The 24050-nt window shown below is 58.6% G+C and carries 21 protein-coding genes; 19 read left to right on the top strand and 2 right to left on the bottom strand.

Annotated elements, in window-relative coordinates:
* Window positions 1-9: 9 nt before the first annotated feature.
* From GOQ28_RS11865 to GOQ28_RS18730, 18 genes are all read left to right on the top strand, one after another.
* Window positions 10-402: a Zn-ribbon domain-containing OB-fold protein gene (locus GOQ28_RS11865; RefSeq protein WP_160356591.1), complete on the top strand. Its 393-nt coding sequence runs from the start codon at window positions 10-12 to the stop codon at window positions 400-402.
* Between the two features lie 133 nt (window positions 403-535).
* Window positions 536-1483, top strand: coding sequence for a Bug family tripartite tricarboxylate transporter substrate binding protein (locus tag GOQ28_RS11870; RefSeq protein WP_160356592.1), 948 nt, complete (start codon window positions 536-538; stop codon window positions 1481-1483).
* A 79-nt stretch (window positions 1484-1562) separates the two neighbouring features.
* Window positions 1563-2351 (top strand): class II aldolase/adducin family protein, encoded by a 789-nt coding sequence (locus GOQ28_RS11875; protein ID WP_160356631.1) that lies wholly within the window; start codon window positions 1563-1565, stop codon window positions 2349-2351.
* Between the two features lie 56 nt (window positions 2352-2407).
* A complete protein-coding gene (locus tag GOQ28_RS11880; protein ID WP_160356593.1) occupies window positions 2408-3439 on the top strand; it encodes a D-2-hydroxyacid dehydrogenase in 1032 nt (343 codons plus the stop codon).
* A 10-nt stretch (window positions 3440-3449) separates the two neighbouring features.
* Entirely contained in the window at window positions 3450-5069 is a 1620-nt protein-coding gene (locus GOQ28_RS11885; RefSeq protein WP_160356594.1) for a GMC family oxidoreductase, read from the top strand.
* 13 nt (window positions 5070-5082) lie between these two features.
* Window positions 5083-6057: a Bug family tripartite tricarboxylate transporter substrate binding protein gene (locus tag GOQ28_RS11890; RefSeq protein ID WP_160356595.1), complete on the top strand. Its 975-nt coding sequence runs from the start codon at window positions 5083-5085 to the stop codon at window positions 6055-6057.
* A gap of 213 nt (window positions 6058-6270) precedes the next feature.
* The gene (locus tag GOQ28_RS11895) at window positions 6271-7245 is read left to right on the top strand and encodes a Bug family tripartite tricarboxylate transporter substrate binding protein (protein ID WP_160356596.1); all 975 of its coding nucleotides are present in this window, start codon (window positions 6271-6273) and stop codon (window positions 7243-7245) included.
* 67 nt (window positions 7246-7312) lie between these two features.
* Window positions 7313-8557: a CaiB/BaiF CoA transferase family protein gene (locus GOQ28_RS11900; protein WP_160356597.1), complete on the top strand. Its 1245-nt coding sequence runs from the start codon at window positions 7313-7315 to the stop codon at window positions 8555-8557.
* Window positions 8554-9762: a CaiB/BaiF CoA transferase family protein gene (locus GOQ28_RS11905; RefSeq protein ID WP_160356598.1), complete on the top strand. Its 1209-nt coding sequence runs from the start codon at window positions 8554-8556 to the stop codon at window positions 9760-9762. The genes GOQ28_RS11900 and GOQ28_RS11905 overlap by 4 nt, the downstream gene beginning before the upstream one ends.
* A 30-nt stretch (window positions 9763-9792) precedes the next feature.
* Window positions 9793-10569: an enoyl-CoA hydratase/isomerase family protein gene (locus GOQ28_RS11910; protein ID WP_160356599.1), complete on the top strand. Its 777-nt coding sequence runs from the start codon at window positions 9793-9795 to the stop codon at window positions 10567-10569.
* Between the two features lie 55 nt (window positions 10570-10624).
* On the top strand, window positions 10625-11812 hold the full coding sequence (locus tag GOQ28_RS11915) for an acyl-CoA dehydrogenase family protein (RefSeq protein WP_160356600.1): 1188 nt from the start codon (window positions 10625-10627) through the stop codon (window positions 11810-11812).
* A gap of 17 nt (window positions 11813-11829) precedes the next feature.
* Window positions 11830-13029, top strand: a complete 1200-nt coding sequence (locus tag GOQ28_RS11920; protein WP_160356601.1) for an iron-containing alcohol dehydrogenase — start codon at window positions 11830-11832, stop codon at window positions 13027-13029.
* A gap of 30 nt (window positions 13030-13059) precedes the next feature.
* The gene (locus GOQ28_RS11925) at window positions 13060-14460 is read left to right on the top strand and encodes an MmgE/PrpD family protein (protein ID WP_160356602.1); all 1401 of its coding nucleotides are present in this window, start codon (window positions 13060-13062) and stop codon (window positions 14458-14460) included.
* Between the two features lie 75 nt (window positions 14461-14535).
* On the top strand, window positions 14536-15507 hold the full coding sequence (locus tag GOQ28_RS11930; RefSeq protein WP_160356603.1) for a Bug family tripartite tricarboxylate transporter substrate binding protein: 972 nt from the start codon (window positions 14536-14538) through the stop codon (window positions 15505-15507).
* Window positions 15508-15528: 21 nt separating this feature from the next.
* A complete protein-coding gene (locus GOQ28_RS11935; RefSeq protein WP_160356604.1) occupies window positions 15529-16407 on the top strand; it encodes an amidohydrolase family protein in 879 nt (292 codons plus the stop codon).
* Between the two features lie 490 nt (window positions 16408-16897).
* A complete protein-coding gene (locus GOQ28_RS11940; RefSeq protein ID WP_160356605.1) occupies window positions 16898-18970 on the top strand; it encodes a hypothetical protein in 2073 nt (690 codons plus the stop codon).
* 154 nt (window positions 18971-19124) lie between these two features.
* On the top strand, window positions 19125-20333 hold the full coding sequence (locus tag GOQ28_RS11945) for an MFS transporter (RefSeq protein ID WP_160356606.1): 1209 nt from the start codon (window positions 19125-19127) through the stop codon (window positions 20331-20333).
* Window position 20334: 1 nt separating this feature from the next.
* A complete protein-coding gene (locus tag GOQ28_RS18730) occupies window positions 20335-20469 on the top strand; it encodes a hypothetical protein (protein WP_255448252.1) in 135 nt (44 codons plus the stop codon).
* A gap of 149 nt (window positions 20470-20618) precedes the next feature.
* Here the strand turns inward: GOQ28_RS18730 and GOQ28_RS11950 are convergent, their stop codons facing one another.
* Window positions 20619-22013, bottom strand: a complete 1395-nt coding sequence (locus GOQ28_RS11950; RefSeq protein WP_160356607.1) for an APC family permease — start codon at window positions 22011-22013, stop codon at window positions 20619-20621.
* Window positions 22014-22361: 348 nt separating this feature from the next.
* Between GOQ28_RS11950 and GOQ28_RS11955 the strand changes: the two genes are divergently transcribed.
* The gene (locus GOQ28_RS11955) at window positions 22362-22706 is read left to right on the top strand and encodes a hypothetical protein (RefSeq protein WP_160351448.1); all 345 of its coding nucleotides are present in this window, start codon (window positions 22362-22364) and stop codon (window positions 22704-22706) included.
* Window positions 22707-22835: 129 nt separating this feature from the next.
* On the opposite strand, the gene GOQ28_RS11960 is transcribed toward GOQ28_RS11955, so the two are convergent.
* A complete protein-coding gene (locus tag GOQ28_RS11960) occupies window positions 22836-23972 on the bottom strand; it encodes an MFS transporter (protein ID WP_202109705.1) in 1137 nt (378 codons plus the stop codon).
* Between the last annotated feature and the right edge of the window lie 78 nt (window positions 23973-24050).

Here is a 24050-nt window from a genome sequence, read left to right on the forward strand (position 1 = left end):
AGAGATGCCATGAGCAAGACACCTCGACAATACTCGCCGTACGACGCCCCGATGTGGGAGAGCATTTCCCAGGGTCAACTGAAACTACAGCGGTGCCGCGAAACAGGCGTTTTTTATTACCCGCCTGGCCCGATGTGCCCCGAATCGCTGAGCTTTGACGTGGAATGGGCACCCGTCTCGGGCCACGGGAAAATACTTTCCTGGACGGTGTTTCATCGTCAATACCTTCCTGCCTATCCGGCGCCCCATCTAGTGGTTGCCGTGCAACTGGAAGAAGGGCCCATCATGATCGGCTATATGGATCACGTTCATCTGCCGCGGCTGGCCCTTGATCTACCCGTCAGCGTGGAATACGTCGACCATACGGACGGCTACCGGATCACTCGTTTTCACCCGAACTGAGCACGCTCATAACGCTTCGTCCGTATCACTAATGATGCGTGCCCGGTGAGTGACGGGCAAAACCGATCACAAAAACGATTCAAAGCCCTGACGCATTCAGGGTGGAATGACAAAAAATATGAGCGGAGGAGACATGAAATTCGTACTGAAGGCGGCGCTGGCCATATCCATCGCGCTTGGCAGCATCACGACCCCAGCATCGAGCAACGAAGTGGACAGCCGCGGCGGAGCGCGAACGGTCGTCGTGCCATTGGCGCCGGGTGGGGCGGGTGACAAACTCGGGCGCATGCTGGCTCAGCGCCTCACTGAAGAAACCGGTAGGACATATATCGTCGACAACAAACCTGGAGCCGGCGGAAACATTGCAGCCGCGCATGTGGCCAAGGCAAAGAACGACGGCTCGACCCTGTTATTGACAACGGGCGGGATGCTTACCTTGAACCCTCACATCTATAAAAATATCGCGTTCGATCCGATCAAGGACTTCACGCATATCGCGAAATGGGTGGACTCTCCCAACATACTCTTCGTCAGGACGGAGACACCAGTCAATAACTTCGATCAGTTCATGACATGGGCCAAGAGCGGCCCCCAGCCGCTCAAGTATGGCTCTGCGGGTATCGGATCCTCTCAACATTTAGCCGCCGAGCTGTTTCAGACCCGGACCGGGGTGGAGTTTCTGCATGTCCCGTACCGAGGCGGCACGCCTGCCGTGCAGGACCTCGTCTCGGGACTGCTCGATTTCTCGTTTTCCACCACGGCAGGGCTCGCGATGATGAACGCCGGGCGGCTCAAACCCCTGGTAGTGACCTCGACGAAAAGATTGTCCATGCTGCCTGACATTCCCACAATCGCTGAATCCGGCTATCCCGGATTCGACGCGAGTGCGTGGTATGGCGTGGTCGGACCGGCTGGCATGAGTGACGCGGAAGTGGCGATTGTGCAACGCGCCGTTGAAAAGCTCGCGCGAGATGAGAAACTCGCTGCCGCGCTGGAAGCCGAGGCCCTGATTGTCGACTACAGAGATCCCGCGGCGTTCAAGCAATACGTGCAACAGGAACTGGATTCCTGGGGGGCGTGATCCGGACTGCTCAGATTTCCAGCCAATAGATCGCGGACTCACTCGACCTCATAACAACAAGGAGTGTGCAATGAAGATAATGCAGTACCACGACACCGAAACCCGGGTGGAAATTCCCAGCATGCGCGGGATGTGTACCGACATCGAGTGGCAAACTCGCGTCGATCTGGCAGCGTGCTATCGGTTGATAGATTTGTTTGGTATGTCGGATCTGATTAGCACCCATATCAGCGCCAGGATCCCCGGCACGGAAGAGTTTCTGATCAACCCCTATGGCTACTTGTTCGAGGAGATCACCGCGTCCAGCCTGGTGAAGGTGTCGATCGAAGGCGAAATCATTTCGCGAGCTGACGAGTCGCTGCATATCAATCCTGCCGGATACATGGTGCATAGCGCCGTGCATCAGGGGCGCGAAGACGCGATGTGTGTGCTGCATACCCACACCCGTGCCGGCGCTGCCGTCGCCGCGATGGAATGCGGCTTGTTGCCCTTGAATCAGACTGGGATGCGATTCTGGAATGCGACGGGGTACCACGACTATGAAGGCCCTGTTGTGGACCTTGATGAGCGTGCCCGTCTGCAAAAAAGTCTGGGCCAACATAACGCGTTGATTCTGCGCAATCACGGTCTGTTGACTTGCGGTCCGACGATTGCCGAGGCTTTCTATCTGATGCGCGCGTTGGAGCGGTCCTGCCAGATCCAGATCGACGCAATGGCCAGTCAGACCCCGCTGCGTCTTCCCTCTGACGAGGTTCTGGCCAAGACGGCGCACCTTTTCGATCGATCGGTGCGACGTGCTTATGGCATGAAGGAATGGCCCGCTTTGCTGCGCAAACTCGACAAGATCGACAGCTCATTCCGGCACTGAGTGGCATCGCACCCGCACTTTAATGCTTTCCTTCTTTCCCTTCGAGTTGTGTAGCCATGGATTCGCAGCACAGCAAACACGCCATAAAAATACTGGCTTCACCACTTGCCAAGAATGCCATGCAGGCCAGGCTCGATGCCTTGGCTAAGCGGTTGGATACGACAATAGAAGTCATATCGACGGATCGTGTGGGTGGGGTCCAGACAGTCGCTGATATCGACATCGCATTGTTCAGCCGAGACATTTACGAGGGATCGAATCAGAAAGGCCTTGCGTCTTCGGCCAGACAGTTCTTTTCGCTGCTCGACGAGGCATCAGGCCTGAAATGGCTGCATATATTTTCATCGGGAGCGGACCGGCCAGTCTATTCCGAATTGGCATCCCGAGGCGTTTTGACCACGACCAGCGCTGGGGCCAATAGTAAGTCTGTCGCGCTGATGGCTTTGACCGGCATTCTGGCGCTCTACAAAAAGTTCCCGCTCTACATCCGCGCCAAGGCCCAAAAGGAGTGGGTCAGGCCCGCCATGGAAGACTTCCCCCGGGCGCTCGAGGGGCAGCGCATCGTCATCATAGGAACAGGACATGTAGGCTCGGAGCTTGCCAGAATGGCCAGCCTGTTCGGTATGCATACCATCGGCCTGAACCGTACCGGCAATCTGGTCGAAAGGTTTGACGAAGTTCATGCGATCGACCAGCTCGAACGCATTGCCGCGCGGGTCGAGTGGCTGGTGATCTGCTGTCCGTTAACTCCCCGTACCCGCGGCTTGGTCGATGCAAAGATTATCGCGGCGCTTGGATCGCATGCGCACATTGTGAATGTGGGACGTGGGGGCGTCCTCGATGAATCGGCGCTGCTGCATGCGTTGTCCGAAAAACATATCGCTGGTGCATACCTGGATGTGTTTCATAGCGAGCCTCTGCCTTCGGAGTCGCCTTTGTGGGCATTGGACAACCTGCTCATCACGCCGCACGCCGCCGCGCATAGCGGCGACGTCATGGAGCGCGTGATCGACATTTTTATTCAGAATGTTGAGCACTGGTTGATGAGAAAACCCTTGCTGAACATGTTCACACCCCCAGCCGTATAAGGTGCAGCGGATGACCAGAATAGTGGAGGCAGATATCGTCGTGGTTGGCGCGGGAAGCGCCGGCTGCATCGTTGCTGCACGCGTGTCAGAAGACCCAAACCTTCAGGTCGTGCTGATCGAGAGCGGCGGAGAGGACTCGCATCCGTGGTTTCATATCCCCGCGGGATATGCCAAGATCATGGAGGCTGGCAAGCACTATTGGAACTACCAGACCGAAGCGGAGCCACACCTGGATAACCGGACCATCGCCTGGCCCCGTGGAAAAGTGATCGGCGGCTCGGGATCGGTCAATGGGTTGGTCTATTTGCGAGGCTCTCCGTTTGACTATGATCGGTGGGAACAAGCCGGAGCAAAAGGCTGGTCGTGGGATGCCTGCGTCCCATACTTCCGTAAAGTCGAAAAATGGCAGGGCGACCCTGGGGCAACGCGCGGTCAAACCGGGAAGGTCGCAATCACCACGCCCAAGGTGTTATCCGAAGGCGCGCAAAGATTCATAAACGCCTGTAACGCAGTGGGCATCGACAATCATATCGATGTGAATGACGGGCAGTTGAGCGGCGTTTCGCCGGTTCAGTCAAATATCGAGAACGGACGGCGAGCGTCGTCATCCCGTGCCTATCTGAGAGAAGCCAGAAAGCGCGGCAACCTGACAGTGCTGACGCGCATGACGGCACAACGCGTGATGTTCGATGAGCGCAGAGCAACCGGCATTATTGCCCGCCACGACGGTACGAATGACAGTGTTGTGATCCGGGCTAGAAAAGAAGTCGTACTTGCCGCAGGCGCGATCGGAACGCCGCAGTTGCTCATGCTGTCGGGGATTGGAGATGGCACTGCGCTTGCACGCCTGGGCATTGAGGTGCTGGTGAATCAGCCCGAGGTCGGCCGTAATCTCCAAGACCACTTGCTGGTACGCATGCGATTCCGATCTCGGGAGATCGGCACCCTGAACGAAAAGATGCGATCGCGGCTGTCGTTGGCCAAGACGGTGGGGGCGTATCTCGTCAAGCGTGACGGACCTCTTGCTATTGGTCCCACCGAGGCTGTGCTGTTTGCGCGTACGAATCCTGAGGTCGAGGAGGCGAACGTTCAGATCCAGTACATCAATTTCTGTACTGCAACCACGCCGTCCTATCGTTTGCCCCACGCTGCGGGGTTCATGCTCAACATGAGCCAATGCCGGCCGGCGAGCAAAGGGTCTTTGACTCTCCGGAGCAAGGATTTCAATGAGCCGCCAGTTATTCGGGCGGCGTATCTATCAGATCCGTTGGATGTGAAAGAAAACATCGAAGGCGTGCGGCTCGCACTAAAAATCGCAAAAGCCCACGCGCTTGCCGAGATTATCACCGAGAACCAATCCGGATTATCGGAGCATTCGTCCGATGAGGAGATTCTTCGGTATATCAGACAGGTGGCGGGGACGGTTTACCACCCATGCGGAACCTGTCGAATGGGAGATGATGAGGGCGCCGTGCTCAATAGCGACCTCACCGTCAAGGGCGTGAAATCCTTGCGCGTCGCGGATGCATCCGCGATTCCGGCGATTCCATCTTCGAACATTCAGGCTTCGGTCCTGATGATCGCCGAACGCGCCAGCGATTTCATCAAAAACTCAAAGAGCAATTATTAAACAGGAGACTGTCTTGCTGCGTCGTTCTATTTCGGGTTTATTGCTTTCTGCATTGATTGCCGTGGTCCCAGTGGGCAAGGCGTTGGCGGATAACTATCCGTCTAAGCCTGTACGGATCATCGTTCCGTATGCACCGGGCGGGTCGTCTGACTCGCTGGCTCGCTTACTCGCGCGCTATCTTGGCGAAAAATTTAACCAAACCTTTGTCGTGGAGAATAAGTCGGGTGGCGGCACAGTGATCGCTGCGCGTGAGGTCATTTCCTCGGAGCCCAATGGCTACACGATTGCGCTTCTAGATACGTCCACGCCGGCGGTCGCGCCATTTCTCTACAAGAAGCAGCCATTTGATCCCGCCAATTTGCAGCCGATTACCCGACTGGCGAGTATCCCCCAAGGCTTACTCGTGCCAGCCTCATCCAAGCTCAACACGTTGGACGACTTCATCAGCTACGTAAAGAGCAACCCCGGTGCTTCCTACGCCAGCTTCGGCAACACCTCGCTGAGTTACTTCTTGTTCGAAGACTTCCTTAACAAAGCCGGGCTCAAGATGACCCAGGTGGGATATAAGGGTGCGGCGCCAGCGTTGCAAGATCTCATCGGCGACCACATCGGCATTGGTTTTCTGGACGTCTCTACCTCGACGCCTCATATTCAGGCAGGCAAGCTCAAGGCACTCGCCATTGTGACCGAGGATCGTTTGAACGCCGTTCCTTCCGTGCCCACGTTCAAGGAATCAGGTTTTCCGGATTATTACCGTACGCCTTGGTTCGGCGTCTTTACGCGCGCGGGGACACCAAAACAAGTCGTCGACAAACTCAACGAAGCGGTCATGGAGTTCGGTAAGTCGGAGCTGTTTGCTAAGTGGCTGCGGGATAACAATCTCGTCCTGTCGTTGAGTGATAGCACCGCGGCATTCGAATCCGGCATTCAAGCCGACACTCAGGTGTACTCCACTCTGATCAAGCAACTCGGCGTCTCCCTCGATTGATATCGCATGGCGGGCGCGGCACTCGCGCCCGCTTCCAAAAAAGTCCGTATAGCGATACTAATAAAAGAAAATATTGTCCCGTATATTCTATTTAGTTCGCATTATGGACGTTTCAGCGTTGACCCTCTCATCCTCGCACTTCTAAGATTCCACAACAAAACGGCGAGCTCAACACTCGCGATACTGAATCGCTAAGACAAAGGGAGACCGAGGATGAGACTAAAGAAACTGGCCAACATGCTGGTTGTCGCTGTTGCCGCCGTCGTCACGACCAGCGTGCACGCCAAACCAGACTTTCCTAATGGACCGATGAAGCTCATCGTCCCGTACGCGGCAGGCGCGAGTACCGACACGCTGGCGAGAATGGTTGGACAAGCGGTGGCTGAAGACTTAAAGCAAAGCGTGATTGTCGAGAATCACGCCGGGGCAGGGGGCACGATCGCGGCCGATTATGTCAAGCGCCAAAAGCCGGATGGCTATACCTGGATGTTGACGACGGACGGCATCTTGTCGGTGAACCCCTCCATCTACAAAAAGCTCAATTACGACTCGTTGAAGGACTTCACACCTTTGTCGGTCGCTGTCGCTGCGCCGCTGGTGCTGGCTGTCCGCGCGGACTCTCCGTATACGTCCATGCAGGCGCTCATTGATTTCGCAAAGGCCAATCCTCAAAAACTCTCGTATGGATCAGCAGGCGTAGGCAGTTCCCAGCACATGGCTGGTGAACTGATGAAGGAAATGGCCAAGGTAGACATTACGCACGTGCCCTACCGAGGTGGTGCGCCGGCGATGGCGGATCTGCTGGGTGGACACATCGACATGATGTTTGTGCAGAGCGCCTCGGCAAAAGATCTGGCGGACCAAGGAAAGCTTCGGTTATTGGGTATCGGCAGCCCTAAGCGCGTGGCGGCGCTACCGGATGTGGCGACTTTTGACGAGCTTGGTTTGAAAGGCTATGACTCCGACACCTGGTACGGCTTCAACATGCCGGCCGGCGCAGATGAAGCGGTCGTCAAAAAGCTCAACGATTCGATCACCAAAGCGCTCCAAAAGAATCGTAAGACGCTGGAGCAGCAGGGCTTCACCGTGGTGGCTAGCACCCCCGAGGAAATGCGAATCAGCACCGAAAACAACATCACGAAATGGCGCGATCTGGCCAAGAAGGCCGGCATCTATCAGATGCAGTAGTGCCGTCGGTACGGCAGTAGCTCAGGCGTCTTAACCGACATATTCATACAAGCGCGAACTTTATTTCATGCAGATATCCACACATGACTGTTTTGGGGCATTGGACGGAATCACCGTACTCGATTTGGGCGGACCGTTGGGCAACTATTGCGGCAAGCTCTTCGCCGACCTTGGGGCTGACGTCATTCTGATAGAGCCGCCGCAAGGCTCTTCCACGCGGCATGTTGGTCCCTATGTCCGAGGCGGCGAGTCACCCGAGCACAGTTTGCGTTATCAGTACGAGAACACCAACAAACGTAGTGTGGTACTCGATTTCGAAGACCCGGCGGATCGCGAGACGTTCTTGCGGCTTGCCGCCAAAGCATCCGTGGTGCTCGAAAGTGAGGCGCCTGGCACGATGCGGCGCTATGGCTTGGACTATGCCGCGCTCCGGGCCGTGAATCCGGCGATCGTCATGACCAGCATCACGCCGTTTGGGCAGGAAGGCCCCTATGCGGAATGGCTGGCCACCGATCTGACAGTGATGGCGATGGGCGGCATGATGTACCTCGCGGGTTATCCCGACACTGCACCCATGGTCGCCTGCGGGGAGCAGGCGGTCGGTGCAGCCAATCTGTTTGCAGCGGTAGCCACGCTCGCAGCCGTCTACGACGCAGAGGTGAGCGGGGCTGGCCAACATATCGATGTCGCCATGCAGGAGTGCGTGGTCATGGGGTTAGAAAACGCGGTGCAGTTCTATGACCTTGAGGGCACGATACGCAAACGCAACGCCGGTACGCAACGACTGGCCGGCACGGGGGCATTTCTCTGCCAGGATGGATATGTGTATTTGATGGCCGGAGGCATTGGGAGCAACCGCTTCTGGAGCGTAACCACGGAATGGCTGATTTCCGAAGGCTTAAAGGAGGCCGAGCAATTCCGCGATTCGCGCTGGAGTGACCAGACCTTCTTGGCCACCGATGAAGCAAAGCGCATCTTCCGTGATGTGTTTGCTCCCTTTGCGTTACGGCACACCAAAGAACAGCTTCAAGCGAAAGGCCGCGAGCATCGTATTCCTATCGCGCCTATATGCGACGCCAGTGATATTGCCGCGGATCCGCAACGGGCGCATCGGGATTATTTCGTCAACATCAATGCCGCGGATGGGACTGAGCTTCGTATGCCAGGTGCTCCCTATCAATTGAGCGCCACGCCCTGGCGTTTGCGAGTCGGAGCGCCCACGCTGGGGCAACACACCCAAGAGGTCCTGTCCAGTTTGAATCGCGATGCCCGCACTTGTGGCCTGTCCGCCGCCACCGAGGAACACCAATGAAACGATTACTCAATGGCATTCGCGTGATTGACTTCTCGTGGATCGGCGCGGGTTCCTACACGACCAAAATCCTGGCTGATCTTGGCGCGGATGTTATCAAGATTGAAAGTCATCAGCGCCTGGACACGCTGCGGGTCACCAAGCCATTTAAAGACAAGGTCCCCGGCGTCAATCGCAGCGGCTATTTCGCTGATCGCAACTCCAGTAAGCGCAGCGTCACCCTGAACGTCAAGGACGAACGCGGGCTGGCGATGGTTAAACGGCTGATCGCTGACGCGCATTTGGTCTGCAATAACTTCACGCCAGGCGTGATGGACAAGCTCGGTCTGGGCTATGAGGTGCTCAAAGAGATCAAACCGGATCTGGTCTTCGTCGCCATGTCCATGCAGGGTGCCAGTGGACCGGCGCGCGCGGATCTCGGGTATGGCTTGACCATTGCAGCGCTTACCGGGTTTATGCATCTGACCGGCTTGCCTGAGCGCGAACCGGCGGGCACTGGCACAAATTATCCCGACCATATACCCAATCCCGGCCATGCCGCGTTTGCCATTCTGGCCGCGTTGCGTCATCAGCGACGTACGGGCATAGGCCAACTGATAGACCTCGCCCAGATGGAGCCCACCCTGGCCATGTTGGGGCCCACGATGATGAATTATTTCGTCAATGAGGTCGTGGAACAGCGCGCGGGAAACACACATCCTGAATACGCGCCCTATGGGGTGTATCGATGCTCGGGCGATGATCGCTGGATTGCGATTTCCGTTTGTTGTGACGAGCAATGGCAGGCGCTTTCCACCGAGTTAGGGTTGGAGCAAAAACCCCAGTGGGCTGGCGTGGAAGGGCGGTTGAAGGATCGGCAGCAAATTGACGAGGCCATTACCCGTCACACGGTTGAGCGTGATGCAATGGCTTTGGCTCAGGCACTTCAGCGTGCCGGCGTTACGGCGGGTCCCGTGCAAGATGCCCGCGACGTGCTCGAGCGTGATCCGCAACTGGCTGCCCGTGGCCACTGGGTCACATTGAATCATCCCGAGATGGGGCCCAGCACCTATAACAGCGCCCCTTACCGATACTCCGATGCCGAATCGGCGCCTACTGCTCCTGCACCGTTGCTCGGTCAGCACACGCGAGAAGTCTGTCGTGAACTGCTGGGGCTCCAAGAAGAAGACATCGACCGGCTCGAGGCGGACGGCGTCCTCTCGTGAGCCGGATTACCCAGGATTGAAGGAGTTCTTATGACGCTATTGTTCGATGTTCAAGACCATATCGCCACCATTACGCTGAACCGGCCAGAGGCCATGAATAGCATCGATCCGGAAACACGGGCTGAACTACATGACGCATGGAAACGGATCAAACACGATGACAGTATCCGCGTGGCGATTCTCACGGGTAACGGGGACAAGGCGTTTTGCACAGGGTCGGATCTGAAGAAAACCATGCCCCCCAAGGAGAGCTTCGCCGAACTCACCTTCGGCCGATCCGAATCCGATCACTTGCTCGCTGGTCTTGATACCGACAAACCCTTGATCTGTGCGGTCAACGGTTATGCCATGGGGGGTGGCATGGAGCTGGCCCTCGCATGCGACATACGCATTGCTTCGGAAAATGCCGTCTTCGCGTTGTCGGAAGTGCGCATCGGCAGTATTCCCGGTGCAGGCGGCACGCAGCGTTTGCCCCGTGCGATTGGCTTATCCAATGCCATGCTGATGCTGCTGACAGGCGACCGTATCGATGCGCAAGAAGCCGCCAGAATTGGTTTGGTCAGCCGTGTGGTGCGTCGCGATGATCTGCTTTCCAGCGCCACGGCGATCGCCAGTCGAATTGCACGTAATGCGCCGTTATCGGTGCGCGCCGTGAAGCGGTTGGTTTACAACGGCCTCGACATGCCCTTGCCCGCTGCCTTAGAGGCTGAGCGTTACGCGTTCGGTCTGCTTCGAGATACCGAAGATCGCATCGAGGGCCGCCGCGCCTTTCAGGAAAAGCGCGAACCCAACTACCAAGGCCGCTGAATTCCTCCAGGTCTTGCCCCACTCTATTTAGCCGCTATGCAGCACAGGAAGCATCATGGATTTTGAGTTGCCCGAATCGTCGAAAATGGTCCGCGACACCGTCGCGCGTTTTGTCAACGAAGAGCTGATTCCGCTCGAGCCGTTGACCATCCGCCGTGAGGCGGAGCGTGGGTATGAGGACACACCGATCATCCCGCCGGAGATCGAGGCAAAACTCCAGCAAAAAGCCCGGGACATTGGCCTGTGGGGAATTGACGTCCCGGAGGAATTCGGTGGCCAGGACCTGGGCATGTTCAATAAATGTTTGGTTATCGAACAGCTCAAGCACAGCGTCGTTCCATTCGTCTTGCCCCCAGAAAGTCCGAATCTGTTTTTACTCAAGGAACTGTGCAAGGGCGATCAGATTGATCGCTATCTACTTCCATATTCGCGCGGTGAAAAGAAAAGCTGTTTAGCCCTGTCCGAGCCAGGCGCCGGTTCGGATGCAGCCGCGATCAAGACGCGAGCGGAACGCAAGAACGGAAAATGGGTGCTCAATGGCACGAAGCTCTGGATCAGCAATGCACGCCGCTCCGATTTCATGATCGTCATGGCGGTCACCGATCCGAAAGCGGACAAGCGGTCCGCCTACACGACGTTCCTCGTTGACAAGGGTACGCCGGGGCTCACCATTCCGACTTCATTTCCTATGATTGGGGAATACCATCCGTACGAAGTCGTATTGGACAACGTAGAACTGGATGATAGCCAGGTACTTGGGGAAGTCGGCAGCGGCTTCGCTCCGATTTCCAAACGCCTGGGAGTTCGCCGGTTGGAGATTGCGTCACGCTGCCTCGGCCTTGCCACGCGTTGTCTGAAGATGATGATCGAGCAAGCCAATACCCGTCAGACGTTCGGCGCACCCCTTGCCGATCGTCAAGCGGTCCAATGGTGGATCGCTGATAGCTACCAGGAAATCGAAATGCTGCGCTGGCTGGTCTATCAGATGGCATGGAAGATGGACACAGGACACGGCAATGTGCGTCTGGACGGTTCGATGGTCAAGTTGCAAGGGACCGAAATGATCGCCCGCGTCGTCGATCGAGCGATCCAGTTGTTCGGCGGGATGGGTGTCTCGAAAGAATTGCCACTGGAATACATCTCGCGCATGTGTCGGGTCATGCGCATCGTGGAGGGGCCCAGCGAGGTGCATCGCTGGGTCATCGCGCGCGATCTCCTCAAGAACGGCTTGCCTTCAATCTGAGTCTCGGATCCGCCTGCATGCAGTTTTTTACTTCCATTAGCCACGCCGTCCGCATCCATGCCGGTACGGGCGCGTTGGGACAGTTGCCCCGTGAGATCAAGCGAGCGGGGGTGCAGCGCGCGTTTGTCATCTGCGGGCGCAGCGTGGCTACACGCACGCCCTTGACGCAACACGTCGCTGCTTTGCTGGAAGGGCGTTATGCAGGCGCGTTCACGAATCTCGGCAAGGATGCGCCCGTAGACGACGTGGTGGCTGCGGCCGAGCGGGCGCGTGAGGCTGACGCGGATGCCCTGATTGCCATTGGGGCGGGCAGTGTGATCAAGGCTACGCGCGTCGTGGCCATTCTGCTGGCGGAATCCGGCTTGCCCGAGACGCTGTGCACCCAATATCCGGAAGATGGGCCGCCGATTAGCCCGCGGTTATCCAGCCCTAAGGTGCCGATATTTAACGTTCTCACGGCAGCCACCTCCGCGCAGAATCGCGGCGGGGCAGCGCTAAAACACCCGCGCGGCGGACCGAGACTGGAGTTTTTCGATCCGAAAACCCGGCCCACCGCCATCTTTTGGGACGAGGATGCCTTGCTGACCGCACCGCCGTCCTTGGCCATATCGACAGGCCTGGGTGTGTTCTGGCGGGCTCTGATGAACGTCGCCGCGATAGAAAGAGCGAATCCTTTGGTCCAGGCATCACGGCTCTATGCCTATACGCTCGCGCAAGCGGCGTTGCCCAACATGGGCGATGCGTCGAATGCGCGGGCGCGGGTGGATATGTGCGCTGCCGCGCTGCTACAGAACCGCGACGAGGATGATGGTGGGCGGCCCTTCGACGCACAATGGATCGCCCGTACGGTATATGCCCTGGGCTCTGCGCTTTTTAACCAAGCTGATCAGTTGGACCAGGGGCTGACTCATGCCATGCTGACGGGGCCCGCGATCCGGCACTTCGGCCACTTATGCCCGGATACCGTATCTGCAATCGCCATGGCGCTGGGAATCGATGGGCGAAATGAGCGCGGTGGCACAGAGCCGGTAGCCGATGCCGTTGATGCGTGGTTCCGGGCGCAGGGGCTGGCCTTGCGTTTGCGCGATGCCGATCTGCAACCCGAGGCGCTTCGCGCTGTCCTTGATAACGCCACCAAAAACTTCAACGCCGATAGAAACCGAGAATTGACAGCCTACCGTGACCGCCTCGAAGCTATGCTGCGCGACATCTTCTAAATCCTAAACCTCGATATCTCTCCATCTACTATGACAGATCAAACCGTTACGCCCGCGGCGTTGCGCATTGCGGAGTTCTCCGCCCAGTTCCCTGTCGAACACCTGACCGAAGCCGCTATCCGTACGGTCGGACGCGCGATCGTGGATACGGTGGGCATAGGCTTGGCAGCGGTGGACGAGCCTGCAAGTCTGACTGCGCTGCGGTATGTCAGGTCCGCGAACCCGATGACCAACTCGCCGCAAGCCGAGGGGCAAGGCCGCCTCTGGACGCATGACGAGTCAGCTTCGTTGACCGATGCCGCGTTCTACAACGGGCTGATCGGGCATGTACTGGATTTCGACGATGTCAGCTCTCCATTGCGCGGACATCCTAGTGTGGTGATGCTTCCGGCGCTCTTGGCGCTGGGCGCTTCGCGCCGCAGCAGCGGCATCCGGTTGGCCTCGGCCTATGCCGTCGGTCTGGAAGTGATGGTCAAGATCGCCCGTGCCATGGTGTCTGATCACTACGCACGTGGGTGGCATGCCAGTACGACGATCGGTGTCGTGGGCGCGGCTGCGGCTTGCAGCCATTTAATCGGGCTATCGGTCGAGCAAACAGCGAACGCCATTGGCCTTGCGGTGGCGCAAGCCTCGGGGACCCAGGCGAGTTTTGGCACGATGGCCAAATCTTTTCAGACTGGACACTGCAATGCTTCCGCGTTGCGCGCGGCTTTGCTCGCAGAAGCCGGCATGGACGCCGCCTCGGATGCGTTGGACGGTCGCCAAGGCTTTATCAAGCTGTATGGCAATGGCGAAAGTCTTGATGAGCAAATGGAAAACCTGGGCTGCGCACCGCTCGAACTGGTCAGTAGCGGTCTGGAGATCAAGAAGTATCCGATGTGCTATGCGGCCCATCGATCGCTGGACGCCATCCTCGATCTGCGGCGGACGCTTGGATTCAGTGCCGAGGAAATCGCCAAGATTGAGGTGCGCTCCAACTACCGAGGAATGGTGCCCCTGATCCATCCAGGAGCGGAAACGGGGTTGCAGGCCAAGTTCAGCATGCATTACGCCATGGCCGCCGCGGCCGTGGATGGGTACGTGCGACTGGCCAGTTTTACCGACGAGGCTGTTCAACGGCCCGCCATTCGCCGACTGATGGCCGCGGTATCGACCGAAGAAGCGCAGGGGGCGAGCACTCCACGATGGAATGTCGTGAGCGTCACGCTGCGTAATGGACAGCGGCACGAGAAAGAGGTGCGCGTTTTGAGGGGATCCCACGCCGATCCGTTATCCGACGCGGAGCTGCAGGAAAAGTGGACTGACTGTCTGAACTTTGGTGGCTATTCGGATCCAGACCAGCGATTCTTCAAGGCGGCCCTTTCGTTAGAAAGGCATGACATTGCATCCCTCACGGCAGCGATGCCCGCGCCTCGGGATAACACACGGTAATTCACTGACTAACCGGCCCTCCGTTGCACTTATTTCTTCACCGTTTCTTAACAAAACAACCGACGAGACAGAAAAATGAAGTTGAAGTCTTTGTGTATCACCGCCTTTGCTGCCGCCTTGACGGCACTCACGCCTGCTTCCCAAGCTGCAGTCACACTGAACGGTCCGGTTAAGCTGGTTGTCACCTTCGGGGCGGGGTCGGGCGGCGACGTGCTCGCGCGTTCTGTTGCCCAAGGGCTCAGCGAGCGAATCAAGGTGCCCGTGGTAGTCGAAAATCTCCCGGGCGCGGGCGGCAACATCGGCGCTGCCTATGTGGCCCGCTCCAAACCCGACGGCCAGACGCTCTTGCTCGTCACGCCGGGCCCGCTGGTCACCAACCGCTACCTGTACAAGACGCTGAACTACAACCCGGAAAAAGACCTGGCGCCGGTGGCCTTCATCGGCACCTATCCCAACATTCTGACGGCCTCGCCTCAATCGAACATCAAGACGCTTGATCAGTTGCTCGCCGCGGCGAAAGAGACGAAGGGCGGGCTCTCCTACGCCAGCTCGGGGGTCGGTACGACTCAACACCTCGCCGGTGAATTGCTCGCCAAAGAAACCGGCGCCAATCTGGTGCACGTGCCCTATAAGGCGACCAGCGCCTATGTCACGGATCTGGCGGGTGGACAACTGCCGTTGGCGTTTGTCGCACAGGCGGGAGTCGGGCTGATCAACGAGGGCAAGATCATCCCGATCGCGGTGACTAGTAAACGTCGTTCGGAAACACTGCCCCAGATTCCTACGTTCGAGGAATTGGGATTGAAAGGCTACTCGGCAGATTCCTGGTTCGCTCTTGCTGCTGCCGCCGCGACGCCTCCCGAAGTGATTGACTATCTTAATCATGAAATCAATGAGGTCATCAAGACGCCCGCATTTCAGGAAAAGGCCAAGTTGCAGCTAATCGATGTCACGCCGATGTCGCCGTCTGAATTCAAGACATTCATCGATGAAGAGCGGGGAAAATGGACGCCCGTCATCAAGAACCTTGGGATTTCCTTTGAGTAAGCATCCCTGTTGAGCTTATTTATGCATCTTCCTTATGCGCTGAGCGCTCTCCCTGTGGGGGCGTGCGACTGTCACGCCCACATCTTTGGCCCATTCGAACAATATCCGTTGGCGACCACTCGCACCTATACGCCGCAGGAGTCCACGGTGCACGATTTCTATGCGCTGTTGACGCGGCTGGGCTTGCAGCGCGGGGTGCTGGTGCAGGCGTCCGCGTATGGCACGGACAACCGCGCCATGCTGGCTGCACTCAAACATTGCTCCGAAAACAACCGGGTGATTGAACTCCGTGGCGTGGTGGTCACGGATCGGACGGTGAGCGACGATGAGCTGAATGCTTGGTGGGAGCAAGGCGTGCGCGGTCTACGCTTTCGTCATGCGCCCCCTTCGAGCGGAGCGAGTCATTATCACAACACCGTAGGGCTCGAGGACTTTTATGCGTTGGCCCCGCGGATGCGTGAACATGGCTTTCACGCGCAACTTTGGACCCATGCTTCGTGCTGGAATGATATTGAAAAGGGCGTGCTCGATACGGGTGTGCCAGTGGTGATCGATCACATGGCACGCGTAGATCCTGACCGGGACTTGTCAACCCAGCCCTTCCGAAGTCTGCTGGATGCCCTCAAACGAGGCGACATCTGGGTGAAGATGACGGCTTATCGAAACACCTCCCGGTTCCCCGGTATGGAGGACATGGCGCAAGCCATGGCCAAGTTCGTGGACTGCAACCCCGACAGGCTGTTATGGGGCAGCGATTGGCCGCATATCAATTTTCCCTCCGAGGTGGATACCCAGAGTTTGCTCATGCATCTATTGGGGCATCTTGGGGGGGCGGATATGGTCAAGCGTGTTTTGGTGGACAATCCGGCCGCCTTTTACGGATTTGAGACCGTCGGGTAGCGCGAATAGCGATCACAATCATCGTCAAGGAGGCCTTGGACGGCCTCCTTTTTGCATGCTGCTTTGCTCGCCATGCGGAGGTGATATGTGGCAAAGAGCTAACGGTTAGACTTTCTTTTGGTCCTATTTGTTGTCAATACGGCATGGTGGATTGGAGAGGGCGGGTATTGGTCATCGCTCGTCAGACGATTTACCCTCCTTACAGCATCACCTCATGCCTTTCTATCTGAATCACCTCCCTCAACCTTCTGCGTACATTTCTGCCCCGGCCTCGCCTGATCCCATCGAAGCCGCGATCCAAGACGCGCGCCGAGCGGTGGTAAATGCCCTAACCAACGACGACCTTCAGGGTTTTATCGCAGCATCGACGTTCCTTGGCCAGCATATGGTCACACTACGATTCGATGGGGGCCAAAATTGCTTGCATCACGCCATCCAGAGCGGTTGTTATGCGATTGCCCTCCACCTCACGCATGGCTCTGAGCCCTGGATGCTGTCGCTGATCAATGAACCCGATGACATGGGGTATACGCCTCTAAAAATCGCGATCGAAGCGGGTCATGATCTTCCTTTTTTAGTCGACGCATTGCTGACCGCCGGCGTGCATGACGACAGAGTCGAGGCGTTAGTACAGGCGGCCGCCCGCGGTCATGTGCAAGCCACCGCCCAGCTCATCAGCGCGGGGGCGAATCCTTCCATTGCGCTGGCGCGGGCCGTTCAACACCACATGCAGGTCGCCCCTCAGGCAATGTCCGTAAAAGTCCTGCGAGCGTTCGGCGCCGACATGTCCATGGCTCTGGATGTCGCGGTCGAGCATGGGTGGTTGCAGGCGATCAGGATACTGCCGTTGCTCGGCGCTCAAAGCAGCGCTGCCCTGATAGCGGCGGCGCTGCGCAACGACAGTGCAGCTACGGAGACGTTGATCAAAGGTGGCGCAGACGTCCCGCAAGCCCTGACGCGTCTGGCCAAAGACGGCATGAACGACGCCGTCGCGTTCCTGATGGCCCAGCAAAGCAAGCATTGTCGACCATTCGGTTACGACTCGTACTCGATGCTACAACTGGCCAACAGTGGCGAGATCGCCGCCATGCAGGTGCTCGCCCCGCACATGATCGAGGGTGCTCACTATTGTCGGGGCCTGGCGGAACGCGGAAATGTAGAAGCGCTACGTGTGCTGATAGACGCGGGCCGCGTCAATCCCAACGACTTGATCAGCATCGTGCGAGAGAGTGACCTCAAGGCCGCGAGAGCCTTGATTCAGGCGGGTGTGTCCACGCAAGAGGTACTGCGCGAGCTGGGGCCATCTGGCGTACACCGCGAAATCTCCCCTGAGAGATATAAGAAGATAAGGCTTTTGCACGCCGCCGGCGCCGATACCTCCTTGCTGGCTGCCCGCGATACCGTGATAGTGTTGGACGATCTGGCCCGGCGCAGGGCCTTGTTTGCCAATTTGTCTTCCGACGAAAAGAATGCTCACCTACTGAGGGTAGCCCTCAACGGCAACGTGCCTGATGCCGCTTTGCTGCTCGAGCTGGGTGCCGATCCCTCCGTGGCGCTAAAGGAGCTGAACGCCGATTGGGATGTCGGGGCGAGATATGTCTTGATCAAGGCGGGCATGGATACCCGCAATGTGTTGTTGGATCTCGTGCGGGCCGGCGATATGGATACCGCGCGCGCACTGGTGTTGACGCATGGCGTTTCTACGGACATTCTTATCCAGCTTGTGCGCGGCGGGGACATGCAGACGGCGCGCGCATTCATTCCTGCCTTGACCGATGGCAGCGACGAACTGATCGAAGCAGCGACCGCTAACGATCAGGAACTGGCCTCGCAGCTTCTCGCGCTGGGGGCGGATGGTCCGCGCGCACTGCTCAGGTTGCTCGCGGGGTGTCGGCACGAAGCCGCCGGCCGATTGATTGCATGGAATATCGATCTGGATGTCACGCTCATGCTGGCGTATCGCCATCGTGAGCACATCTTCGGCCATTTTGATCCGACAGTCCCGCATTTGCTCATGCTCATGGGCGCCGATCTTGCCAATGCGCTGCGGCAGGCGCAGGGCTATGGCGAAATCGGGGCGGCAAAGCGGCTGTTGAGCGATCATCCCGCGCTAGGGCGCGACGCTCTCCTGCGTTTAAGTGAAGGCACGCCTGATTTTGCCAAGCGGGCGGCGTTGCAGTTCCTGCTCGTGGCCGATGTGGACGTTAATGGCGTGATCGAGCTCCTCGCGCACGACCGGCAGCACTTGGAAAACCTGGCCCGCTTGAAGACCTTGATCGCGCTCGGCCTGCCCACCGCAGAACCTTTGATGGATCTCACCCGGGCACATCATCGCAATACCGCGATGAATGTCATCGATGCAGGGGGTGATCTCGCCTCGGCGATGAACCGGTTGATACAGAACGCCGCGCAGCATACGCAGGGCGGCGACCGCGAGGCCGCGCGGCTCGAACAAGACGCCGCCAACCAGCTCGCCATCGCGGTAGCAACGTTGGCGCCCGCGTGGGCCAGAGAGTTCGATCAAGGGCGGGCCGGCTCGCAGGTGGTGATCTCGCCGAAGTGATTGCGTGCTGGATGGCGGGATACCCAGGCTCGGCTCATGGGCTCAGCCCCCGCGTGGTGATAGGTTGTATATGATGTCGCCAAAAACATCATCAATCCTTGGTACGCCGGCGCGCCACGCGTCCCCGTTTCCAGATCATCCTCTGGTAAATCAGATGTCCGAATCTCAGTCCGTTTCGCTGCGCACAGTGTGGCTTGGCACGTTTGTTGTTCTGCTCGCCATGGGCGTGCGGGCCACGTTTGGGTTGTTTATGCAGCCGATGGGGCTGGAGCACGGGTGGGGGCGCGATGTGTTCTCCATGGCGTTCGCGCTGCAGAACCTGGTCTGGGGCATTTCGTCCATCTTCATGGGGATGCTGGCGGATCGTTATGGGTCCGGGCGTACGATCGCCCTAGGCGCGTTCCTCTATGCCGCCGGTATGATCGGGACACGTCTGGCGACCGATGAAGCCAGCTTGTATCTGACAGCGGGCTTGCTCGTGGGCCTGGGGCAGGCAGGCACAACCTTTCCTGTGATTCTGCCCGTCGTGGCGCGATCGGTGCCCATGGCTTACCGCAGCACCGCGATGGGTATTGCGAGCGCCGGCGGGTCGATGGGACAGTTTCTGATTGTGCCGGCCGGCCAGTTGCTCATCAGTGGCCTGGATTGGACGGGCGCCTTGTGGGCGTTGTCCTTATTCGCCGCCACCGGGATTCCGATGGCGTATTTTCTGCGCGGTAAACCGGGCGCCCAGGTGGGCGGGCAGTCGTTGACCGCGGCGATCCGGCAAGCGTTGCGCCACCCGTCATTTCATTTTCTGGCGGGCAGCTACTTCGTCTGTGGATTTCACACGGCGTTCATCACGCTGCACTTGCCCGCTTTCGTGGCCGACGAAGGGCTGCAGGCCAGCCAAGGCGCTACAGCTATCGCGTTGATCGGTCTGTTCAATGTGGTGGGTTCGTTCTATGCCGGCAAACTCGGCGGCAAATACAGCAAAAAGCGCTTGTTGGCGGCCATGTACGGCCTGCGCGCCTTTGGCATGCTGCTGATTCTCGCAATGCCATTGTCGACCTGGGTGCTCTATGTATTTGCCGGCTGGATGGGCTTATTCTGGCTGGGTACCGTACCTCTGACCCAGGGGCTTATCGGTCAGATCTATGGGCTGAGATATGCGGCGACGTTGTCCGGCATCGTCTTTTTGGGCCACCAGGTCGGCAGCTTCGTGGGCGTGTGGCTGGGGGGATACCTCTACGCGAGCACCGGCAACTACGACTTAATGTGGTGGATCGGTATCGCGCTGGCCCTGATCGCGGCGTTGTTGTGTTTGCCGGTGAAAGAACAGTCGCTGGCACCGCGCGCCGCCATGGCGAACGCGGCGAGCTGAGATGAAACGCTCACGTTTCTGGCGAGTGCTGGGTGGTTTTCTGCTCGTGGCCGTGCTCGCGCTGGGCTTTCTCGGGTATTCCCAACCCGAGCTGCAACTGAATTGGGAAACCTTAGCTGCGATGTGCGGCTTCTAGCACAGCCATGCGGCACGACGCCGCATGCAGATCCCCACTGTGACGCCCGCGTCCCCGCCGAAGCATCTCGCCCCGTGGGCGGTAAATGAACAAAGGCGCGCGCCTCCTCCCCGGTAGACGCGCGCCCTTGTTCGGATCGCGTGCGCTGCTTATCTTTCGTTCAATCGCTCGGGATCGAGCCGGTGCGGCTGATTGCGCTGGAACAGCACTGTCAGTCCCCACATCACCACGCCCAGGGCTAGCAGCCAACCCGCCACTTGGTATTGGATGACATCGCGTCCCGTCAAAGGTGTCACCAGGAACACGCAGGCCGCCGCGCCCACGACCGACAGAACGGTATTGGCTTTGAAGTGCGTATGTTCCACGCGGTCCCGGCGCAACACCAATACCGCGATATTCACAAACGCGAACACGCCCAATAAGAGCAGGGCGGTGGTGCCGCCCAAGGCGCTGATGGCTTTGGAGTTGGTCGAAGAGACCAGCAGAATCAGCGCCAAGGCCAGGATGGTCGTAAACACGATCGCCGCCCAAGGCGTCTGGTTGCGTCGGTGCACGTAGGACAAGAACTTCGGCAGCACGTTTTGGCGCGACATGCCGTAGAGCAGGCGACTAGCCATCATCATATTGATCAGCGCCGAGTTCGCGACGGCGAACATCGAGATGACCGGCATGATCTTATCCATCGGCAAGCCTGGCGCGGCGCGCTCCACGACCAGCACCAGCGGCGTAGAACTCGCGGCCAGCTCGCCCACGGGGATCAGCGCCACGGCACAAATAGATACTAAAACGTAAATCACCGCCGTGATGCCCAGACCGGTGAGCATGACCTTGGGGAAAATTTTGTGCGGGGCATGCACTTCCTCGGCCATGTTTACCGAGTCCTCAAAGCCCACCATGGCAAAAAATGCCAGCGCCGTTGCCGAGGTCACGGCCAGAAACACGCTTTTATTCTCTGGCGTCTCGAATGCGACCACCCGCGAAAAATCTGCCTGGCCTTTGCTCATTGCATAAAAACCCAGCAGGATCACGAGCAGCAAGCCGCTTAACTCGATGAGCGTCAGCACGACGTTGGCCTTGACGCTCTCGGATGCGCCGCGGAAATTGACAATCATGACGAGTACCATGAATCCCAACGCACCCATGGTGACCAGTGTCGCGTCGTCGCCCATCCCAAATACCGCGAACATATTGGCCGAAAATGCCCGCGAGGCGGTTGCCGCCGACGTCAAACCGGAGCACATGACCGTAAAAGCCACGATAAACGTCAGGAAATGGATGCCGAAAGCCTTATGCACATATAGCGCCGCGCCTGCAGCGCGCGGGTATTTGGTCACCAGTTCCAAATAGGAGAAGGCCGTCAGCAGCGCCACCGCGAACGCCACCAAAAACGGCGCCCACGCCGCGCCACCGACCTCCTGCGCGACTTGCCCCGTCAGGGCATAGATCCCCGTGCCAAGAATGTCGCCGACAATGAACAGCAATAACAACTTAGGGCCCATTACCCGTTTCAATTCTGTGGGTTCTGGGCTATCTTGCGTAGACATGCTCGCTCTCCTCTAGTTATTTAAGCTTGCGTAAAAGTATGTCTCGGGATGCCCACTGGCGTGATTCCTGAGATGTCACGGCAAATTACTAGACGTTTCCGCGCACACCGCCGCGGTCCCTATGAAAACCGGTGCGTCAATCTGTCGCATTGCGTTTTGTAGGCTTTTCTGATCTCAATGGGATTGCTAATCCTGCGGATGTGGTGTATTTCTATGCCTAACAGCAGTTGGTGACTAACACACTGGTGTTTTAGTGGACCGGGGCGGCAGAAGCCCGGCCACGCTGAAGTGCCAGGCCAGAGCTATGTGGGCGCCGTGCCCGCATAGGCGTAGAGCTAGGAGGCGCATATGGCAGTGGTTTACGGCGATTTCGTGCGTGAACGCGGCAGAGGCGGGCGGACCATACGGACGTACCGCGCCAAGACGCAGCGAGCAAAAGCCTATCAACGGGCAACCGCCACGGTGGTGCACCGTGCGCAGGCGGCGACGCCCGCTCGCCGAGGCGGTGCGGCGTTCTGGATGATTATGCTGTTGGCGCCGCTGGCGGGTTTGGCTGCTCCGCTGGTAGCGGTGCCGGCGCTGGGCCAAACGGGGTGGGTGCTTGCCGGCGCGGGCTTGCTGGCTTGCATGTTGCTGCTGCTGAGGCTGGCGAAACACGAGGCGGACTACGCCTACCAGGCGCAACAGCAGTAAGCAGCCCGCTGGCCGCGTCCGAGCCTGTCAAAAGACAGACGGGCGCGGTCTGGATCGTTTCCGTTATTCGAATTTGTGTCGAGCAAACCCCGCCTCGTACTGGCGGGGTTTATTTTTGCGACTCCCTCGTCAGCTTTGAGCTGACGGATTGGAACGCGGGAGCCAACGCCAAAACACCGCCGCCGCTCCCAGTCCAAACGCGCCCATCGTAGCCACAGCCAGCGTGAGCGTGAACGCCGCAGTCACAGCCGACAATACCACCGGTCCGACACTCGTGCCCATATCCGACACGAGGCGCCATAGTCCCAAAAATTCGGTGCGGCCTTGCTTGGGCGCGGCGTCCGCACCCAGGGTCATGACGATCCCGGAGCCTATGCCATTGCCCATCCCCAGCAGCAAGGCCATCAACACAAAGCCGACCAAGCCAGTGGTCAACGACGTTCCAATCAGAGACACGCCCATCAGCAGTGCCGACGGCACGGCGACCCAGAGTCGTCCGCGTCGGTCCATCAAACTGCCGGCGGGATAAAACACCGACATATCAATGGCGGCCACCAGTCCGTAGATGATCGACGTCGTACTGGGGCTCATCCCCAGGTAGTCCGCCCACAACGGGATGACCACCTGGCGCGAAGAACGCACCGCACTGACCATCAAAATCCCCAAGCCTAGCGTGAGCAGCACCTTATGGTGCGCGCGCGCGACGTCGATGATGCGATATTTGGTGCGGCTCGGGTTGCCCGGCTGGCGTTCCGGCGGGGCCATGTCGGGCGCGTGATAGGCAATCAGCGTGGCGCCGCCCATCGCCAGCATTGCGAACCAGTAAGCCCCCTCCAGCCCCAGAAAGTGCATTAGGGCCGCACCGCCAAACGGCCCCGCGAATGCGCCAATACGCATGGTCCCCGCCAAGGTCGATAACGCGCGCGCCCGCATATAGGCCGGTACCGCATCGATCATGTAGCTTTGGCGCGCCAGCATGAAGATCGATGACGCCATGCCGATAAAGAACACCCCGACGGCGAGCGCCCACGCATTTGGTGCACCGATGCACAACAGCAGCGCCAGCATGCTCAGCATGCCCGCGCCCATCATGGCGCGGCGCTCGCCATAACGCGAGGTGATCATCGCTGCCGGGATGTTGCTGACCAACGATCCGATGCCGATCAGCGCGACGATAAGACTCGCCATCGCCACCGAGGCGCCGAGTTCGCGTGCGCTGAGCGCCACAACGGGCAACATCGCCCCGTTGCTGACGCCAAAGCACATGGAAGGGCCAAACGCCGGGATGGCGATTTTTCGAAAACTGAATGGGGCGTCGGAGGAGGGCACGGTAAAGCGGGGGAG

Source organism: Bordetella sp. 02P26C-1, assembly GCF_009763255.1.
Lineage (GTDB): Bacteria > Pseudomonadota > Gammaproteobacteria > Burkholderiales > Burkholderiaceae_B > Bordetella_A.

Bases quoted from the DNA above. Each gene is read 5' to 3' on its own strand.
- GOQ28_RS11865 (WP_160356591.1), top strand. From the start codon at position 10: ATGAGCAAGACACCTCGACAATACTCGCCGTACGACGCCCCGATGTGG.
- GOQ28_RS11870 (WP_160356592.1), top strand. From the start codon at position 536: ATGAAATTCGTACTGAAGGCGGCGCTGGCCATATCCATCGCGCTTGGC.
- GOQ28_RS11875 (WP_160356631.1), top strand. From the start codon at position 1,563: ATGCAGTACCACGACACCGAAACCCGGGTGGAAATTCCCAGCATGCGC.
- GOQ28_RS11880 (WP_160356593.1), top strand. From the start codon at position 2,408: ATGGATTCGCAGCACAGCAAACACGCCATAAAAATACTGGCTTCACCA.
- GOQ28_RS11885 (WP_160356594.1), top strand. From the start codon at position 3,450: ATGACCAGAATAGTGGAGGCAGATATCGTCGTGGTTGGCGCGGGAAGC.
- GOQ28_RS11895 (WP_160356596.1), top strand. From the start codon at position 6,271: ATGAGACTAAAGAAACTGGCCAACATGCTGGTTGTCGCTGTTGCCGCC.
- GOQ28_RS11900 (WP_160356597.1), top strand. From the start codon at position 7,313: ATGCAGATATCCACACATGACTGTTTTGGGGCATTGGACGGAATCACC.
- GOQ28_RS11905 (WP_160356598.1), top strand. From the start codon at position 8,554: ATGAAACGATTACTCAATGGCATTCGCGTGATTGACTTCTCGTGGATC.
- GOQ28_RS11910 (WP_160356599.1), top strand. From the start codon at position 9,793: ATGACGCTATTGTTCGATGTTCAAGACCATATCGCCACCATTACGCTG.
- GOQ28_RS11915 (WP_160356600.1), top strand. From the start codon at position 10,625: ATGGATTTTGAGTTGCCCGAATCGTCGAAAATGGTCCGCGACACCGTC.
- GOQ28_RS11920 (WP_160356601.1), top strand. From the start codon at position 11,830: ATGCAGTTTTTTACTTCCATTAGCCACGCCGTCCGCATCCATGCCGGT.
- GOQ28_RS11925 (WP_160356602.1), top strand. From the start codon at position 13,060: ATGACAGATCAAACCGTTACGCCCGCGGCGTTGCGCATTGCGGAGTTC.
- GOQ28_RS11930 (WP_160356603.1), top strand. From the start codon at position 14,536: ATGAAGTTGAAGTCTTTGTGTATCACCGCCTTTGCTGCCGCCTTGACG.
- GOQ28_RS11935 (WP_160356604.1), top strand. From the start codon at position 15,529: ATGCATCTTCCTTATGCGCTGAGCGCTCTCCCTGTGGGGGCGTGCGAC.
- GOQ28_RS11940 (WP_160356605.1), top strand. From the start codon at position 16,898: ATGCTGTCGCTGATCAATGAACCCGATGACATGGGGTATACGCCTCTA.
- GOQ28_RS11945 (WP_160356606.1), top strand. From the start codon at position 19,125: ATGTCCGAATCTCAGTCCGTTTCGCTGCGCACAGTGTGGCTTGGCACG.
- GOQ28_RS18730 (WP_255448252.1), top strand. From the start codon at position 20,335: ATGAAACGCTCACGTTTCTGGCGAGTGCTGGGTGGTTTTCTGCTCGTG.
- GOQ28_RS11950 (WP_160356607.1), bottom strand. From the start codon at position 22,013: ATGTCTACGCAAGATAGCCCAGAACCCACAGAATTGAAACGGGTAATG.
- GOQ28_RS11955 (WP_160351448.1), top strand. From the start codon at position 22,362: ATGGCAGTGGTTTACGGCGATTTCGTGCGTGAACGCGGCAGAGGCGGG.
- GOQ28_RS11960 (WP_202109705.1), bottom strand. From the start codon at position 23,972: ATGTGCTTTGGCGTCAGCAACGGGGCGATGTTGCCCGTTGTGGCGCTC.